Source organism: Tepidiphilus sp. J10 (genome assembly GCF_006980785.1).
GTDB lineage: Bacteria > Pseudomonadota > Gammaproteobacteria > Burkholderiales > Rhodocyclaceae > Tepidiphilus > Tepidiphilus olei.
The window spans coordinates 1-16,109 of the sequence record NZ_SBHP01000001.1; the positions used below are offsets into that span (position 1 = coordinate 1).

A 16,109-nucleotide genomic window follows, 5' to 3' on the forward strand; every position below is an offset into this window, starting at 1 on the left:
TCGACACGCATCGCCATGATGGGCGTACTCCTTTCTCGAAGTCATGGCGTCAGACCGAGCGCCGCGCACTTCCTGCCAGAGGCGCTAAACGGAATTTACAGAAAGGATGGTACACAACCCCGACGAGGAACTGACCGAAGGATTCGATCACCCGCCCGGCTGCATCCGGCCCCGTGTGTCCGTGTAGCAGCACCACGCGAGTGGACGCCACGTTCAGCGCAAGGCGCAGCAGCGTAGTGACCAGCAAAACGGTGGGAAATACCGAAAAATCCAGCGGGCGCACGGTATACATCGCCACCAACAGCACCACGACCGACATGGCGATGTTGAACGTGAAGAAGAGATCCAGCGCAAAGGGCGGCAGCGGCAGCACCATCATCGACAGCACGACGAAGATGAACACCGGCGCGGCCAGCAAGCGCATTTTCGAAGGCACGAACCACGTTCGCCAATCGATCAAGGTCCGCTCTCCTGCCATAGTCTCACTCCCTTACGGCGCACATCGCGCTCACGGCTCCCCGTCCCCAGCCTCTGCCGTGGCCACTTCACCCGGATCGAGTTCTGGTGGCACCGGCACTTCTTGTGGCGGCTGGGGCTTGGGTCCACCCTGGGCCATCCAGCGATCCAATTGAAACACATAGGCCAGAATCTCGGCTACTGCCGCGAAGAGGGTCGGCGGTATCGTCTCGCCGATCTCGACGTGCGCATAGAGCGCACGCGCCAAGGGCGGAGCCTCCACGCGGGGCACCTGAGCTTCGTCGGCGAGTTCGCGGATCCTCTGCGCGATGACCCCCCTGCCCTTGGCCACCACCATGGGAGCGGCCATCGATTTTTGATCATACTTCAGAGCCACGGCGAAGTGCGTCGGGTTGGTCACCACCACGTCGGCCTTGGGCACCTCGGCCATCATCCGTTTACGCGCCATCTCGCGCTGCACCGAACGGATACGCGCCTTGAGGTGCGGGTCCCCTTCCTGTTCCTTGTATTCCCGCTTGACCTCTTCTTTGGTCATGCGTAGTTTCTTGTAGTACTGCCACAATTGGAAAGGCACGTCGACCGCAGCGATCAGCGCGAGTCCGGACACGATCAGCAAAGCCCCGAATAGCATCTCGCGCAAAAAACTTCCTGCCGCATCGCTCACCGGCAGAACGCTCAAAGAGAGCACGACGTCGCGCTCACGCCGGAAGGTGATCCATACCATCGCCGCCACCACCGAGACCTTGAGCAGCGACTTGACGACCTCCATCGCCCCATGCAGCGAAAAAAACATACGGCGCAAGCCATTCATCGGATTGAGCCGCCCGAGACGGAAACCCAAGGTCTTGGGAGCGAACACCAGCCCACCCAGCATCAGGGGACCTGCCACCGCGGCAAGCATCAAGAAGAGCAAGAGCGGCGCGAACGAGATCAGCGATTCGACGTACAGCCGCTGCAATATCCCCAGCATCCGCGTCAAATCGAAAGCCGTATCGCGCTCGAAAGCGAACCCTTGAGTCAGCACCCCCACCCAACGCCGGCCCATCCACTCCCCTGCGATCATCAAAGTGATCACGCCAACGAAGAGCACGAGAAAGGTCCCGAGCTCACGCGAATGCGGAACCTGACCCTCTTCACGCGCCTTTTCCAACCGCCGTGGTGATGGTTGTTCGGTCTTTTCGAGATCGCTCTCTTCGGCCACGTCGTGGCCCTCCTTCTACCCGATACATCCATGATCGCAGTCGGGGCGCCGAGACCAAAGGCGAAAAAACGCCCCCTTGGTACCGTATTTCCCTACCCTGAAAAAAGAGCCGGCTGCTTTGCCGGCTCTCGGACCCTCGAAGAATAAGCGCTCGGCGTTCGTGCCTCAATCGAGCGCCTAAACGGATGCGCGCAGCGGACCCATCTTCCGGACGGATCCCGTCGGCACACGGCGAGGCACCCCTCGCCGCGGCCCCGCCTGCACTGCTTTTCGACTTCGATCAGATTTTGTCGAAACGGAAGATCCCGTTCTCCACCGTGACGCGGATCGTATCTTTCGGCCCGAACCGGCCCTCCAGGATCGCCTTGGCGAGCGGATTCTCGATGAGATCCTGGATCGCCCGCTTCAAGGGCCGCGCGCCATAGACCGGGTCGTAGCCCGCCTTGGCGAGTTCGCGCAGGGCCTCTTCCGTCACCTCGAGGGCCATGTCCATGCGCGCGAGCCGCGCCTCGAGCCGGCGCAGCTGGATGCGCGCCACTCCGGCGATGTGCTCCTCGGCGAGCGGATGGAACACCACCACCTCGTCGATGCGGTTGAGGAACTCGGGCCGGAAGAACCCGCGCACCTCGGCGAGCACGGCGAGCTTGATGACCTGATAGTCGTCCCCGGACATCTGCATGATGCGCTGGCTGCCGAGGTTGGAAGTCATCACGATCACGGTGTTGCGGAAATCCACCGTGCGTCCCTGGCCGTCGGTGAGCCGACCGTCGTCGAGCACCTGCAACAGCACGTTGAACACGTCCGGGTGCGCTTTCTCGACCTCGTCGAAGAGGATCACGCTATAGGGCTTACGCCGCACCTGCTCGGTGAGATAGCCCCCTTCCTCGTAGCCGACGTAGCCCGGAGGCGCACCGATGAGCCGCGCCACGGAGTGTTTCTCCATGTACTCGCTCATGTCGACGCGGATCATGTGATCCTCGGAATCGAAGAGGAAGTCGGCGAGCGCCTTGCACAGCTCCGTCTTCCCGACCCCCGTCGGTCCGAGGAAGAGGAAGGAGCCGATGGGGCGGTTCTCGTCGCCCAGACCCGCGCGCGAGCGCCGGATGGCATCGGAGACGAGCCGTACCGCTTCGTCCTGCCCCACCACCCGCTGATGCAGATGTTCTTCCATCTTGAGGAGCTTCTCGCGCTCGCTCTGCATCATCTTGCTCACGGGAATGCCCGTCATGCGCGAGACCACTTCGGCGATCTCCTCGGCGCCGACCTGGGTGCGCAAGAGCTTGAACGGCGCGCCGGATTTCTCCGCCTCTTCGGCCTTCTTCAGCTCGGCCTCGAGCTGCGGTAGCCGTCCATATTGGATCTCGGCCACCTTGTCGAGCAGCCCCTTGCGCTGATACTCCAGCATCTGCGCGCGCAGGCGGTCGATCTCTTCCTTGAGGTGTTTGGTACCCTGGATGCGCGCCTTCTCGGCCTTCCACACCTCTTCGAGCTCGCTGTATTCACGCTGCAGCCGCTCGAGCTCTTCCTCGATGAGCTTCAGACGCCGCTGCGAGGCTTCGTCCTTCTCCTTCTTCACCGCCTCGCGCTCGATCTTGAGCTGGATGATGCGCCGCTCGAGCTTGTCGAGCGCCTCGGGCTTGGAGTCGATCTCCATCTTGATGCGTGCGGCCGCCTCGTCGATGAGGTCGATCGCCTTGTCCGGCAGGAAGCGGTCGGTGATGTAGCGGTGCGAGAGCTCGGCCGCAGCGACGATGGCCGGGTCGGTGATCTCCACCCCGTGGTGGATCTCGTACTTCTCCTGCAGACCGCGCAAGATGGCAATGGTCTGCTCGACGGTAGGCTCCTCGACCATCACTTTCTGGAAACGGCGCTCGAGCGCGGCATCCTTCTCGATGTACTTGCGATACTCGTCGAGCGTGGTCGCGCCGATGCAATGCAGCTCGCCGCGCGCGAGCGCAGGCTTCAGCATGTTGCCCGCATCGAGCGCCCCTTCGGCCTTGCCTGCGCCCACCACGGTATGGATCTCGTCGATGAAGAGGATGATGCGCCCCTCTTCCTTCGTGATCTCGGTGAGGATGGCCTTCAGGCGCTCCTCGAACTCGCCGCGGTACTTGGCCCCGGCGATCAAGGCCGCCATGTCGAGCGCCAGGATGCGCTTGTCGCGCAGGCTCTCGGGAACCTCGCCATTGACGATGCGCTGCGCGAGCCCCTCGACGATGGCCGTCTTACCCACGCCGGGCTCACCGATGAGCACGGGATTGTTCTTGGTGCGTCGCTGCAGGATCTGGATGGTGCGCCGGATCTCGTCGTCGCGCCCGATCACCGGATCGAGCTTGCCGCGACGCGCCCGCTCGGTGAGGTCGATGGTATATTTCTCCAGCACCCCGCGCTGCGCCTCGGCCTCGGGCGTCTCCACCTTCTGCCCGCCACGCATCTGTTCGATGGCCGCCTCCAGCGCCTTGCGCGTCAAGCCGTGCTCGCGCGCGATGCGCCCCGTCTCGCCCTTGTCTTCAGTGAGCGCGAGCAGGAACATTTCGGTGGCGATGTAAGGATCACCGCGTTTTTGCGCCTCGCGGTCGGTGAGGTTCAAAAGGTTGGCCAGATCGCGCCCGATCTGCACCTCACCGCCCGTGCCCTGCACCTGGGGTAGCGCATCGATCGCCTGGTGCAAGGCCGCCTTGAGCCCGGCGACATTGACGCCGGCACGCTGCAGCAGGCTCACGGTCGAGCCGTCTTCCTGCTCGAGCAGCGCGAGCAACAGATGCTGTGGCTCGATGAATTGGTTGTCGTGCCCCACCGCGATGCTCTGCGCTTCCTGAAGCGCCTGCTGGAACTTGGTGGTGAGTTTGTCGAATCTCATGGAACGCTCCGTCGAAGGAAAGCAATGGATGCCTTGTATATAGGTGCCGGATAGGAGAAATTCAAGCCCGAAGGAGCAAAAGATGCCAAAAGATTTAGCCAGTGGCATTGTGCAGTGCATCACATTTTTCTTGCACCCTTCCAGGAACGATGCTATAGTAAAAAAGAGGCGTTTTATCCACGTCCGTCACCATACTTACTGCGGGAGCAGATCATGAAGACTCAAAACAATTTGGCGCAATTGCAGCAAAAGCAATTGGAAAACGCGATGAAATTCACCCAGATGGCCATCGACAACACCCAGCGCCTGCTCGCGCTGCAGATCGAAACGGCCAAAGCCCTCTTCGAAGAAGGCGCGCGCAGCACCCAAGCGCTGCTCGCTGTCCAGGCCCCCGAGGAACAGCTCAAGCTGCGTCAGGAGTTCGCGCAGAAATCGGCCGAGAAGATCATGGGCTGCATCAACGAGATCGCCCAACTCACCGTCAAGGCCCAGGCCGAGCTCAACCGCCTCGTCTCGGAAGCGATCACCACGGGTTCCCAGGAATGGACCCAGGCCATGCAATCGATGGGCACCAATCTGCCGAAAATGGGCGGTGAAGACCCGATGAAAGCCGTGCAGAGCGCGATCGACCAGTCCCGCGCCGTGCTCGAGCAGATGTCGAAAATGACCACCGAAGCCTGGCAGAGCATGATCTCCGGGGCGCAACAGCAGCCAGGCGGCAAGAAGTAAAACGACGACGCGAATTGAGCAGGGTGCGCTGTGATCACCAACGGCGCGCCCTATCCTCGTCTCCCTCCTTTGCCTCGACCCAACGAGCCCCTCCTTCCGTCTCTTCTTTCTTCCAAAACGGCGCTTCGGTCTTGAGGCGATCGATCAGGAATTCGCTGGCCGCAAACGCTTCGGCGCGGTGGCGGCTCGCCACCCCCACGAACACGATGCGCTCGCCCGGCAACAATCGCCCAAAGCGATGAATCACCGTGACCGCCGCCAAAGACCACCGCCGGCGCGCCTCCTCGACCAAAGTCTCGAGCGACTTCTCGGTCATACCTGGATAGTGCTCGAGCGTCATCGCCCGCACAGCCCCGCCCCGTACCGTCCCGATGAAGATGACGACCCCACCCACCTCGTCGGCCGCCCAGTGCAGCCGTTCGCTCTCGGCCCCGACGTCGAAATCCTCGGACTGTACCCGCACCACGTCCATGGCGTTCAACCTCCGGTGACGGGGGGAAAAAAGGCGATCTCGTCCCCATCGCAGACCGGCTCGTCCCAACCGCACAGGCTACGATTGCGCGCACAGCGAAGATTCTGCCACTCGAGCAAAGGCGCCCATTGCGCCCCCCGGCTGCCCAGATACGTCCGCAAAGCGCCCACCGTATGCACCGTCTCCGGCAAGGGGATGCGCTCCCCTTCGATCGAGAGCGCATCGCGCAGCGCCGCAAAATAGAGCACATTCACCACCATGCGTCCTCCTTTTCCTGCAAGCCGTGTCGCACTCCCCTCCCGTGGGTTCACGGCCAGTCGACGTGGGCACACGGCGCGTCGACGAAACCAAGCCCGATGACGGGAAAGCCCCGTGCCACCCCTAATTCAACAGCTCCGCCAAGGGCCAATACCGCACGAGATCCCCCGTCTGCACCGGGGTGCCCGGAGGAAGATCCACCAGGCCGTCAGCCCACACGAGCGAAGCCAGGGCCGACGACCCCTGGTCGGGGTAAGGCACGGCCCAGCCACGCGCATCGAGCCGCACTCGTAAGAATTCACGCCGGGGATCGGGTCGGGTACGCGCGAACCCCGCCGGCACGCGCCAGGTGCGCGACGCAGCCTCCTTCGCTCCTTGCAAACGACGCAGGAAGGGGCGCACGAACAGGACGAAAGTCACGAACGCCGAGACCGGGTTACCCGGAAGCCCGACGAAATGCGCCGCCCCGACACGTCCGTAGGCAAGCGGCTTGCCTGGCTTGATCGCCAGTTTCCACAGATCGAGCCGTCCTTGCGCACGCACCGCGGCCACGACATGATCTTCCTCGCCCACCGACACCCCCCCGCTCGTGATCACCACGTCGGCGGCATCGGCCGCGCGGTGCAAAGCCAGCCGCGTCGCCTCCAACCGATCGGGCACCACGCCGTGGTCATCGACCAGACATCCCATGCCTTCGAGCAGCGCGCGCAACTGATAGCGGTTGGCATTGTAGATCTGCCCCGGCCCCAAAGGGGTACCAGGCATCACGAGCTCGTCACCGGTCGAAAAAATCGCCACGCGTACCCGACGACGCACCGGCAAGGTGTCAAAACCCACGCTTGCGGCCAACGCCAGGGCCTGGGGGGTGAGCACGGCGCCGGCGGAGAGGATCTCGGCGCCGAGGGCGATCTCACTGCCAGCGCGCCGTACCGACTCACCTGGATGAGGCACGTGGCGAAACACGACCCGATCGCCCTCCACCTCGACGCGCTCCTGCATCACGACCGCATCGGCCCCTTCGGGCAAAGGCGCCCCCGTGAAGATACGCGCCACCGTGCCTTCGGCGAGCGGCAAACCGATCGTTCCCGCAGGGATACGCTGGCTTACCGGCAAACGAACGCCGACCCGTTGGAGCTCGGCGCAGCGTACGGCGTATCCATCCATCGCCGCGGTATCCTGTCGCGGTATGCTGATCGGCGAGTACAGCGCATCGGCAAGCACACGCCCGCGCGCCTCCAACGTATCGATGAGTTCCACGTCGCGCACCGGTTCGACCGCCGACAGCAGCCGCGCCACCCCTTCCTCGAACGACATCAAAGCTTGCGTCACTACGTTTCCCCTCTGGATCCGATGTCTTCACTGGGTGCATCCGCACCCTGGCTCGACGCAGCATTCTCTTGCGCCGCCGTCGTCGCGATGGTACCCAAAAATTCCTCTGCGCGGCGCACGTCACGCGTACGGCGCATCGGCGGCAGACTGGACCACAAAATCTTGCCATAGACTCGGGTAACCATGCGCGGATCACAGATACACAACACGCCCCGATCGCTTTCGCTGCGAATGAGTCGACCCGCACCTTGTTTGAGCTGAATCGTGGCCTGCGGCAACTGTAGCAGGGCAAACGGAGACTGCCCCTCCTTTCTCAGCCGTTCCATGCGCGCCGCGAGCACGGGATCGTCCGGCGGTGCAAACGGCAGTTTGTCGATGACGACGAGCGAGAGGGCCTCGCCGGCGACGTCCACCCCTTCCCAGAAACTCTGGCTGCCGACGAGCACGGCTCGGGGCGTGGTGCGAAAGCGCTCGAGCAGCGCGTGACGTGGCCCCTCTCCTTGCACCAGCACCGTGTACTCGGCCCCCAAACGCGCTCGCAGTCCCTCACCCAGGCGCTGCATCGCCTTGAGCGAGGTACAGAGCACGAACGCCCGCCCTTCGGCGGCACGGATCAACCGCTCGGCCAATTCCTCCACCGCCGGCAGATGCTGCGGCGAACCCGGCTCCGGCATGCCGTGGGGCACCAGCAACAAAGCCTGGCGGCGATAGTCGAAGGGGCTCGCCCAGATTCCTTCGCGTACCGGCAGTTCCTCGTCGAGCAGCCCGAGGTCACGGCGAAAATGTGCGAACGAACCGGCCACCGCCAGCGTCGCCGAAGTCATCACCCAGGCCCGCTTCCCCGCGCTCAGGAGCCGGGAAAACGCCGGCCCCGCCTCGATCGGCGTGCGGTGCAGCGTAAACCGCGTACCAACGGCCTCCACCCAGCGCACGAAACACGCTCCTTCTTCGCCCCATTGGGCGAGCAAGCGCTCGACCGCTTCGGCCCTGGTTACGAGCCGCTGCAAGTCCTCGCTGCGTTCCTGCTGGCTCGCCAGCACCTCACGCAAGACGCCCGCGCTCGTCATCAAGGTCTGCAGGGCCGATTCGAACCCAGCGGCCTGCTCCAGCGCCTGCTGCCGCGGCCAGCGCAGCGTCTCGGCTGGCAGGCTCAAGCGCAGGTCCTTCACCGCCTTGTCGAAGGCGTCGATCGCGTCGCGCAAGGGCCGAAAATCCGGCGCCGCCACCAACGCCTCCACCCGGGCATCGCGCACGAGCTCGAAACACTGGGTCGACGCCAGGCTCTCACCGAAGAAAACCGCCGCGAGCTCGGGCAGCTGATGCGCCTCGTCGAACACCACCAGATCTGCCTCCGGCAAAAGCCCGCCGACCCCCTCGTCGCGCAGCACCAGATCGGAGAAAAAGAGGTGGTGGTTCACCACCACGCACTCGGCCTCCTGCGCCGCGCGGCGTGCCTTCATGAGAAAGCACTCCTGCCAATGAGGGCAGTCCTGACCAAGGCAGTTATCGCGCGACGAAGTGGCGAAGGTCCAGACGAAGGAAGCTTCGGGCACAGCGGCACATTCCGCCTTGTCGCCAGAGACCGTGTGCTGCGCAAAGCGCGCGATGAGCCGCAACAGCGCCGCATCTTCGGCCGTGGTGAAACGCCCGTGGGCGAGGTTGCGCTCCAGGTGGTAAAGGCAGACGTAGTTCTGCCGCCCCTTGAGGAGCGCCGTGCGCACCGGAATTTTCAGCGCCGCCTTCAGGCGCGGCAAGTCGCGATGAAAGAGCTGATCCTGCAAGGTCTTCGTGCCGGTCGACACGATCACCTTGCGCCCCGAGAGCAAGGCCGGCAACAGATAGGCGAAGGTCTTGCCCGTGCCGGTGCCGGCTTCGGCGAGCAACACCCCTTTCTCCTCGATGGCGCGGGCCACGGCGAGCGCCATTTCGTGCTGCTGCGGCCGATGGACGAACCCGGGGATCGCCGCCGCGAGCCGTCCGCCCGGGCCGAGCTCCTCTTCGATGCGCGCCTCGAGCGTCTCCCCGTCCATTGCCGCTTCCGTCAATCGGGCCGGTGTGCTTCGGCCAGATAGTCGCGCGTGCGCATCTCGATCAGGCGGCTCGCGGTGCGGACGAATTCGTGCGCGTTCAAGCCCTCGCGGTAGAGTTCCTGTGGTTCGGCTTCGGCGGTGGCGATCAGTTTCACCCGATGATCGTAGAGCACGTCGATGAGCCAGGTGAAACGCCGCGCCTGCGAAGCCTGTGCCGGCCCCATCCGCGGGATGCCGCTTAGGAGCACCGTGTCGTGTTCGCGCGCGATTTCCAGGTAGTCGTTCTGCGAGCGCGGCCCGTCGCACAGCGCCGCGAAGGTGAACCAGATCACGTCCTGGTGCCGACCGAGACAAGGAATTTCTCGGCCGAAGATCGGGTAGGTACCAGGCACCGGCTCATGCCCCGTGAGGCGGCGGAAATCCTCCCGCAGCTTGGCCTCGTTCTCGGGCGAAGGCGGCACGAGGTAGAGCTCGACGTTCTCCAGGGTGCGCAGGCGATAGTCGGTGCCCGAATCGACCTCCAGCACGTCGAAGGTCCGTTCGATGAGGGCGATGGTGGGCAGGAAATTCACCCGCATGAGCCCGTTGGGATAGAGCCCATGCGGCGGATAGTTCGAGGTGAGCACGAAGACCACGCCGCGTGCGAGCAAGGCTTCCAGCAGCCGACCCAGAATCATGGCATCGGCGATGTCCGAGACGTGGAATTCGTCGAAACACAGCAGCCGCACCTCTGCGGCGATGTCCTCGGCCACCTTGGCAAGCGGATCGGGAACCTCCTTGTGCCGGCGCAAATTTTCATGCACGCGCTGCATGAAGGCGTGGAAATGCACCCGCTTCTTGGCGGCAAAGGGGCAAGATTCGAAGAACACGTCCATCACGAAGCTCTTGCCACGCCCCACGCCCCCCCAGAGATAGACGCTGCGCACCGCCGGCTCGGTCGGTGCCGTATGCTTGGGCTTCGCTGCGAAGACACGACGCAGAAAACCCAAGGGGACTCGCGCAGCCCCCTCGTCCCCAGGTCGTGGGCGCTCGGCGCGACACAACGCCTCACACAGGCGTTGCAGCCGCTCGACGGCGCGGCGCTGCGCCGGATCGGGACGATAGCCCCGCTCGGCGAGCGCCGCCTCATAGGCCGCGACGATGTCACCCGCCGCGGCCGCGACCTGCTCGGCCATCAGAAATGCAGCGCCCGGCGATCGACCGCCAGCGCCGCTTCGTGCATCACTTCGGACAAAGTCGGGTGGGCATGGCAGATGCGCGCGATGTCCTCGGACGCCGCCCCGAACTCCAGCGCCACCACCGCCTCGGCGATGAGCTCGGAGGCGTTCGCCCCGATGATGTGCACGCCCAGGATGCGGTCGGTCTTGGCACAGGCGATCATCTTGACGAAACCCTGCGGCGCCCCCATACCCAACGCCCGTCCGTTGGCGAGGAAAGGAATCTTGCCGACGCGATACTCCACGCCCTCGGCCTTGAGCTGGGCCTCGGTCTTGCCCACCCAGGCGATCTCGGGCGCCGTGTAGATCACCCACGGGATGGCATCGTAATTCACGTGCCCCGCCTGCCCGGCGATGCGCTCGGCCACCATCACCCCTTCTTCCATCGCCTTGTGCGCGAGCATGGGGCCGCGCACCACGTCGCCCACGGCCCAGACGTTGGGCAGGTTCGTGCAGCAATGATCGTCGACCACGATCTGACCCCGCTCATTGACCTGCAAGCCGACCCCCTCGGCACCGAGCCCGTCGGTGTTGGGCACGCGCCCCACCGAGACGATGACCCGGTCGGCCTTCAGCGTCTGCTCCTTGCCTTCCTGGTCGCGGTAGCGCAAGATCGCCCCATCACCTTTTACCTCGGCGCCCTCGATGGTGACGCCGAACTGGAACTTGAACCCCTGCTTGGTGAAGAGCGACAGCGCCTCCTTGGCCACGTCCGCGTCGGCGGCGGCGAGGAAGTCGGGTAGCGCTTCGAGGATGGTCACTTCCGACCCCAAACGACGCCACACCGACCCCATCTCGAGCCCGATGACACCGGCCCCGACAATGACGAGCCGCTTGGGTACCGATTGCAATTCGAGCGCACCGACGTTGTCGCACACGATGCGGTTATCCACCGGCAGGTTCGGCAGATGGCGCGCCTTGGAGCCCGTCGCCACGATCACGTGCTTGGCGAGCACCGTCTCCTCGCCCACGCGCACCTGCCAGCTCTCCCCTTCGCGACCGAGAAACTGCCCATGACCGGGCAGCAAGGTCACCTTGTTCTTGCGAAAGAGCCCCTTGATCCCCTGGGTGAGCTGGGTGACGATGCCGGCCTTGCGCTGCATCATCGCCGGCACGTCGATCGCCAGCCCCTGCACACGGATGCCCTGATCCGCAAAGGCATGGGCCGCCTCCTCATAGAGATGCGAAGTGTGTAGCAGAGCCTTCGAGGGAATACAACCCACATTGAGGCAAGTTCCGCCGAGGCGGGGTTCACCCTTGGGGTCGGCATAGGGATTGGATTCACAACAAGCGGTCTTGAAACCAAGCTGCGCGGCGCGGATCGCCGCGACGTAACCCCCCGGGCCACCGCCGATCACCAAGACGTCGAAACTTTGCATCGATCCTTCCTCCTCATGACGAAAAAGGGGCGGCATGTGCCGCCCCCTACGGCAATCACACGCCAAAGAGCAGGCGCGCCGGATCTTCCAGGGCTTCCTTGATCGTCACGAGACCGAGCACCGCCTCACGCCCATCGATGATGCGGTGATCGTAAGACAGGGCGAGGTAGTTGATCGGACGGATCACGATCTGGCCATTTTCGACCACCGGACGGTCTTTGGTGGCATGGATGCCGAGGATGGCCGACTGCGGCGGGTTGATGATCGGCGTGGAGAGCATCGAGCCGAACACCCCGCCGTTGGAGATGGAGAAGGTGCCGCCGGTCAGCTCCTCGAGCGATAGACGCCCATCCTTGGCCTTGGCGCCGAATTCGGCGATCTTTTGCTCGATCTCGGCCATGGAGAGCTGGTCGGCGTCGCGCAGGATGGGCACCACCAGGCCGCGCGGCGAGCCAACGGCGATGCCGATGTCGATGTAGCCGTGATAGATGATGTCGTCGCCATCGACCGAGGCGTTGAGAATGGGGAACTTCTTCAAGGCGGCACAAGCGGCTTTGACGAAGAAACTCATGAAGCCCAGGCGTACGCCGTGTTCCTTCTCGAATTTCTCACCGTACTTCTTGCGCAGCTCGATGACGGCGGCCATGTTGACCTCGTTGAAGGTAGTCAGCATGGCGTTTTCGTTCTTCGACTGGAGCAGGCGCTCGGCGATGCGCTTGCGCAGCTTGGTCATGGGCACGCGCTGCTCGGGACGCTCCCCGCTCACGGCGACGGGCGGCACGGAAGATGCGACCGCCGCGGCCGGTTTGGCAGCCGGCTGTGCCGCGAGCGCGTCTTCCTTGGTAATCCGGCCGCCGCGACCGCTACCCGACACGCTCTCGGGCGCGACGCCCTTTTCTTCGAGGATCTTGCGTGCGGCAGGGCTCGCCACCGCAGCTGCCGGCGAGGCTTGGGTTGCAGGCTGAGCCGTCGGCGCAGGTGCCGCAGCTGCCGCCGGCTCACCGGCAGACGGTTTGGCCTCGGTATCGATCTGGGCGATCACTTCGCCGGAGGTCACGGATTCTCCATCCCCCTTGAGGATCTTCACCAGGACCCCATCGGCAGGAGCCGGCGTCTCCAACACGACCTTGTCAGTCTCGATATCGACGAGATTCTCGTCGCGCTTGACGAACTCCCCCTCCTTCTTGTGCCAAGCCACCAGCGAGGCTTCGGCCACCGACTCGGACAGCTGGGGCACTTTCACTTCGATCAACATGTCATTCTCCTGACGGTCTGGTATGACTGCGCGCTCAATCGGCCTCGATCGGGCCGAACGCCCCTTCGATCACGGCCTTCTGTTGCGCCACGTGCTTGGCGAGGTACCCCACGGCGGGCGAGGAGCTGGCCGGGCGCGCGACGAGCAGTAGGCGACGACCGCGCCCGAGCTCGTTCTTCAGATGCTGGCGCGACAGCAGCCAGTACCACACGCCCTGGTTGCGCGGTTCTTCTTGCACCCAGACGAGTTCCTTGGCTTGGGCGAAGGGCTTGAGGGCAGCGTTGAGCGCCTCTGCCGGGAAAGGATAGAGTTGCTCCAGCCGGATGATGGCCGTATCGTCTATCCCTTTCTCGCGCCGGTAAGCGAGCAACTCGTAATAGATCTTGCCCTGGCACAGCAGCACGCGCTTGACCTTCTTCGGCGCGAGCTCTTCGACTTCACCGATCACGGTACGATACCCTCCGTGCAGGAAGTCTTCCATGGGTGAGCCAGCCTCTTTCAGGCGCAGCAGCGACTTGGGCGTGAACACTACAAGGGGTTTGCGCACGCGCCGCAGCATCTGACGGCGCAGCAGATGGAAGATCTGTGCCGCGGTGGTGGGCACGCACACCTGCCAGTTACGCTCGGCCGATAGCTGCAGATAGCGCTCGATGCGCGCCGAAGAGTGCTCCGGCCCTTGCCCCTCATAGCCGTGCGGCAGCAGCAGGGTCAGCCCGCACAACCGCCCCCACTTGGCTTCGCCCGAGGCGATGAACTGGTCGATCACCACCTGAGCGCCGTTGGCGAAGTCGCCGAATTGGGCCTCCCAGATGGTGAGCTGGTTCGGCTCGGTGATGGCGTAGCCATAGTCGAAGCCCAGCGTCCCCTCTTCCGAGAGGGTGGAATCATAGACGTAGAACGGCGCTTGCCCTTCCTGGATGTTCTGTAGCGGAACGTAAGTGCCTTCGTCGCGCCGCTCGCGGTTCTGGTCGTGCAGCACCGCGTGGCGGTGGAAGAAGGTGCCGCGCCCCACGTCTTCGCCCGACAGGCGCACGCCGAAACCCTGCGCCACGAGCGAGGCATAAGCGAGGTTCTCGCCGAATCCCCAGTCGGCCGGGATCTCGCCGAGCCCCATCGCCCGCCGATCCTCGATGATCTTCTGCACCCGCGAATGCAGGACGAATCCTTCGGGAATCGTGGTGAGCCGTTCGGCCAGGCGCCGATATTCGGGTGCGGGAATGGACGTATCGCACTCGTCGGTATATTCCTGTCCGATGAACGGGGTCCAGTCGATCGCGTGCTTGCGCACGACGTTGGCCACGACGGGATTGTAGAGGAGCTCGCCGCGGTCGAGATGTTCGCGGTATTCCTGGATGTAGCGCTCGGGGTCGTCAGAGGCGATCACACCGCTCTGCACGAGATGATCGGCATAGAGCTTGCGCGTGCCCGGATGCTGCCGGATGCGGCGATACATCAGCGGCTGGGTCACCGCCGGTTCGTCCTGTTCGTTGTGTCCGAGCTTGCGGAAGCAGACGATATCCACGACCACGTCTTTCTTGAATTCCTTGCGGAATTCCATGGCGAGCTGCATCACGAAGGCCACCGCCTCGGGGTCGTCGCCATTGACGTGGAAGATGGGCGACTCGGCCATCTTGAAGACGTCGGTACAGTAGGTGGAGGAGCGCAGGTCACGCGGATCGGACGTGGTAAAGCCGATCTGGTTGTTGATGACGATGTGCACCGCGCCGCCCACGCCGTAGCCGCGCGTCTGGGCGAAGTTGAGCACCTCCTGGTTCACCCCTTGCCCCGCCACCGCCGCGTCGCCGTGGATGATGATCGGCACGACCTGATCCTTGGCCTCGGCCGGGTCACGGCGCTGCTGGCGGGCGTAGGCCGAACCGAGCACGACGGGATTGACGATCTCGAGGTGCGAGGGGTTGAACATGAGCGAGAGGTGCACCGGCCCACCCGGGGTGAGCACGTCGCTCGAGAAACCCATGTGGTACTTCACGTCGCCGGCGGTGAGCTCCTCGGCCTTCTTGCCCTCGAATTCGGCAAAGAGCATGGCCGGCGGCTTGCCCAGGACATTGACCAGCACGTTGAGACGCCCGCGGTGCGCCATGCCGATGACGATTTCCTGCGCGCCATGCCGCCCGGCCACGCGGATCGCCTCGTCCAGCGCCACGATGGCCGACTCTCCCCCTTCGAGCGAAAAGCGCTTCTGACCGACGTAGCGGGTGTGCAGGTAGCGCTCCAGGGTTTCGGCGGCGGTGAGCCGCTCGAGGATGCGTTTCTGCTGATCGACCGTGAGCTTCGCCTTGCCATGCACCGGCTCGAAGCGCGCCTGCAGCCAGCGCTTCTGTGCCGTGTCGGTGATGTACATGTATTCGACGCCCACGGTGCGGCAATACGTCTGACGCAGCGCATCGAGGATCTCACGCAGCGTGGCCGTCTGTTTCTCCAGCCCGCGGAAAGAGCCGACGTTGAACTCGCGGTTGAGATCGGCTTCCGTGAGCCCATAGGTGGCCGGCTCGAGCTCCTCCACACGCGGCTTTTCGTGCAGTTTCAGAGGATCGATGTCGGCGACGCGGTGGCCGAGGAAGCGGTGCGCGTTGATGAGCTGCAGCACCCCCACCTGACGCTGGCCATCGTCGGTGCCGGTCTTGACGAAGCGCACCGGCCCCATCTTGGCCATTTGCTCGAACGCGGCGCGGATCGGAGCGTGTGGCACTTCCTGCTCCGGCCCCGGTCCCTGACGCAGGGCATCGAAATAGCGTCGCCATTCTTCGGGGACCGACTGCGGATCGACGAGATAATGCTCGTAGAGCTCCTCGACGAACGGGGCGTTGGCCCCGAAAAGGACGGTCGTGTCCTGGAATTCCTTGTACATGGGGATCTCTCTTTCAGGCCTGAGCCTGGGTTC

At 64.1% G+C, this 16,109-nt stretch carries 11 protein-coding genes and 1 pseudogene; 1 reads left to right on the forward strand and 11 read right to left on the reverse strand.

The features are described 5' to 3' along the window. Positions 1 to 118: 118 nt before the first annotated feature. The 3 genes and pseudogenes from EPD81_RS00005 to clpB all read right to left on the reverse strand — a co-directional run. Positions 119 to 478 (reverse strand): annotated as a pseudogene (locus EPD81_RS00005) (FHIPEP family type III secretion protein); the annotation flags it as partial. Between the two features lie 30 nt (positions 479 to 508). Next, a complete protein-coding gene (gene flhB / locus EPD81_RS00010; RefSeq protein ID WP_142803419.1) occupies positions 509 to 1,678 on the reverse strand; it encodes a flagellar biosynthesis protein FlhB in 1,170 nt (389 codons plus the stop codon). A 280-nt stretch (positions 1,679 to 1,958) separates the two neighbouring features. After that, positions 1,959 to 4,538, reverse strand: a complete 2,580-nt coding sequence (gene clpB / locus EPD81_RS00015) for an ATP-dependent chaperone ClpB (RefSeq protein WP_142803420.1) — start codon at positions 4,536 to 4,538, stop codon at positions 1,959 to 1,961. 213 nt (positions 4,539 to 4,751) lie between these two features. Between clpB and EPD81_RS00020 the strand changes: the two genes are divergently transcribed. Next, positions 4,752 to 5,267, forward strand: a complete 516-nt coding sequence (locus EPD81_RS00020; RefSeq protein ID WP_142803421.1) for a phasin family protein — start codon at positions 4,752 to 4,754, stop codon at positions 5,265 to 5,267. A 34-nt stretch (positions 5,268 to 5,301) separates the two neighbouring features. On the opposite strand, the gene moaE is transcribed toward EPD81_RS00020, so the two are convergent. From moaE to EPD81_RS00060, 8 genes are all read right to left on the reverse strand, one after another. Further along, positions 5,302 to 5,739: a molybdopterin synthase catalytic subunit MoaE gene (moaE, locus tag EPD81_RS00025; protein ID WP_142803422.1), complete on the reverse strand. Its 438-nt coding sequence runs from the start codon at positions 5,737 to 5,739 to the stop codon at positions 5,302 to 5,304. 5 nt (positions 5,740 to 5,744) lie between these two features. After that, a complete protein-coding gene (locus tag EPD81_RS00030) occupies positions 5,745 to 5,996 on the reverse strand; it encodes a MoaD/ThiS family protein (RefSeq protein WP_370456493.1) in 252 nt (83 codons plus the stop codon). 124 nt (positions 5,997 to 6,120) lie between these two features. Then, a complete protein-coding gene (gene glp / locus EPD81_RS00035; RefSeq protein WP_142803424.1) occupies positions 6,121 to 7,326 on the reverse strand; it encodes a gephyrin-like molybdotransferase Glp in 1,206 nt (401 codons plus the stop codon). Next, positions 7,326 to 9,356: an ATP-dependent DNA helicase gene (locus EPD81_RS00040; RefSeq protein ID WP_142803425.1), complete on the reverse strand. Its 2,031-nt coding sequence runs from the start codon at positions 9,354 to 9,356 to the stop codon at positions 7,326 to 7,328. Before EPD81_RS00040 ends, glp begins: the two co-directional genes overlap by 1 nt. A gap of 11 nt (positions 9,357 to 9,367) precedes the next feature. After that, a complete protein-coding gene (gene zapE / locus EPD81_RS00045) occupies positions 9,368 to 10,531 on the reverse strand; it encodes a cell division protein ZapE (RefSeq protein WP_142803426.1) in 1,164 nt (387 codons plus the stop codon). Beyond that, positions 10,531 to 11,952: a dihydrolipoyl dehydrogenase gene (gene lpdA / locus EPD81_RS00050; protein WP_142803427.1), complete on the reverse strand. Its 1,422-nt coding sequence runs from the start codon at positions 11,950 to 11,952 to the stop codon at positions 10,531 to 10,533. Before lpdA ends, zapE begins: the two co-directional genes overlap by 1 nt. A gap of 55 nt (positions 11,953 to 12,007) precedes the next feature. After that, positions 12,008 to 13,207 carry a 2-oxoglutarate dehydrogenase complex dihydrolipoyllysine-residue succinyltransferase gene (gene odhB / locus EPD81_RS00055; protein WP_142803428.1) on the reverse strand — a complete coding sequence of 400 codons (1,200 nt, stop codon included), beginning with the start codon at positions 13,205 to 13,207 and terminating at the stop codon, positions 12,008 to 12,010. Positions 13,208 to 13,241: 34 nt separating this feature from the next. Beyond that, positions 13,242 to 16,076, reverse strand: coding sequence for a 2-oxoglutarate dehydrogenase E1 component (locus EPD81_RS00060; RefSeq protein WP_142803429.1), 2,835 nt, complete (start codon positions 16,074 to 16,076; stop codon positions 13,242 to 13,244). Between the last annotated feature and the right edge of the window lie 33 nt (positions 16,077 to 16,109).

What these genes read in the sequence shown, in the direction of transcription:
- moaE (WP_142803422.1), bottom strand. Translation starts at nt 5,739, where the DNA reads ATGGACGTGGTGCGGGTACAGTCCGAGGATTTCGACGTCGGGGCCGAG.
- clpB (WP_142803420.1), bottom strand. Translation starts at nt 4,538, where the DNA reads ATGAGATTCGACAAACTCACCACCAAGTTCCAGCAGGCGCTTCAGGAA.
- EPD81_RS00040 (WP_142803425.1), bottom strand. Translation starts at nt 9,356, where the DNA reads ATGGACGGGGAGACGCTCGAGGCGCGCATCGAAGAGGAGCTCGGCCCG.
- odhB (WP_142803428.1), bottom strand. Translation starts at nt 13,207, where the DNA reads ATGTTGATCGAAGTGAAAGTGCCCCAGCTGTCCGAGTCGGTGGCCGAA.
- EPD81_RS00020 (WP_142803421.1), top strand. Translation starts at nt 4,752, where the DNA reads ATGAAGACTCAAAACAATTTGGCGCAATTGCAGCAAAAGCAATTGGAA.
- EPD81_RS00060 (WP_142803429.1), bottom strand. Translation starts at nt 16,076, where the DNA reads ATGTACAAGGAATTCCAGGACACGACCGTCCTTTTCGGGGCCAACGCC.
- lpdA (WP_142803427.1), bottom strand. Translation starts at nt 11,952, where the DNA reads ATGCAAAGTTTCGACGTCTTGGTGATCGGCGGTGGCCCGGGGGGTTAC.
- zapE (WP_142803426.1), bottom strand. Translation starts at nt 10,531, where the DNA reads ATGGCCGAGCAGGTCGCGGCCGCGGCGGGTGACATCGTCGCGGCCTAT.